This window comes from Streptomyces sp. SID11385, from assembly GCF_010548245.1.
In the GTDB taxonomy this organism is placed as follows: domain Bacteria; phylum Actinomycetota; class Actinomycetes; order Streptomycetales; family Streptomycetaceae; genus Streptomyces.
On record NZ_JAAGLR010000639.1, the window covers coordinates 1 to 1,131 of the forward strand.

Annotated in this window: 2 protein-coding genes; both read left to right on the forward strand. The window is 76.5% G+C overall.

Features of this window, described 5'->3' with window-relative positions:
• Window positions 1-567 (forward strand): helix-turn-helix domain-containing protein (locus tag G3I42_RS19465; protein ID WP_164287657.1); only part of this gene is annotated, 567 nt, incomplete at its 5' end.
• Window positions 568-726: 159 nt separating this feature from the next.
• Window positions 727-1,131: FAD-dependent oxidoreductase (locus G3I42_RS19470; protein ID WP_164287659.1), on the forward strand; the 405-nt coding region annotated here is incomplete at its 3' end.

The following is a 1,131-nucleotide window of genomic DNA, read 5'->3' on the forward strand; positions in this document are numbered from 1 at the left end:
GCACCCGGCGCCGCCCGCGAGACGCGGCCCGCGCCGGGCGGCGAGGGCGGGCGCGACCCGGAGGCGGTGCGCGCCTACGAGGAGACGCTCACCGAGGTCTTCCTCACCTCCGGCCTGCCCCGGATGGCGGCCCGGGTGCAGGCCGCCCTCGCGCTCACGGACTCGGGCGGGCTCACCGCCGCCGAACTCGTCGGCCGCCTCGGGATCAGCCCCGCCTCCGTCTCCAAGGCCGTCGCCTTCATGGAGGGGCAGGGCCTCGTCCGCCGTCAGACCGAGGGCCGCCGCGAGCGGTACGTGATCGACAACGGCGTCTGGTACGAGTCGATCCTCGCCAGCATCCGCTCCAACGACCTCATCGTCGCCGCCGCGCGCGAAGGCGTACGCGTCCTGGGCGCGGGAACCCCGGCCGCGATCCGCCTGGAGAACACCGCCCGCTTCCTGGACTTCCTCTCCGACGCCCTGCGGCGGGCGGCGGAGGAGGCGCGCGACGTCCTCTACGTGGGGCTCGACGAGGCGGCGGGATGGCAGGGGGAGGAGGCGGCGCGGCGCGCGGGCGCGGAGGAGTGAGGGAGCGCCCGCGGGGGTTGCTGCGGCGGGTCGCTGCGGGCTTCCGGAAGCGGGTCGGGAGCGGGTCGGGGGCGGCCGCAGCTTGCCGGGCCTGTCACACATCGCGGCGCCGGTCCGTCAAGGAGGTGGGACAGACGGACCGTCCGGAAGGGGACCGCGATGAAGGTGCTTGTGGTGGGAGCCGGTTACGCCGGAACGCTGGCGGCGAACCGCCTGGTCAAGAAGGTGAAGGGGGCCGAGGTCACGCTCGTCAACCCGCGCCCGGAGTTCGTGGAGCGGGTGCGGCTGCACCAGCGCGTCGCGGGGAGCGCCGAGGCCGCGAGGCCGCTGCGGTCGATGCTGCGGGACGGTGTCGAGGTCCGGGTGGGGGAGGCCGAGAAGGCGAGCGAGGGCACCCTCGTGCTCGCCGGGGGCGACACGCTCCCGTACGACCATCTCCTCCTCGCCGTCGGCAGCACCGCGCGGCCCCTGCCCGGGACCGTCCCGGTCGGTACGTGGGAGGGCGCCGGGCGGGCGCGCGCCGCGCTGGCCGCGTTGCCGGCGGGGGCGCGCGTCACGGTCGTC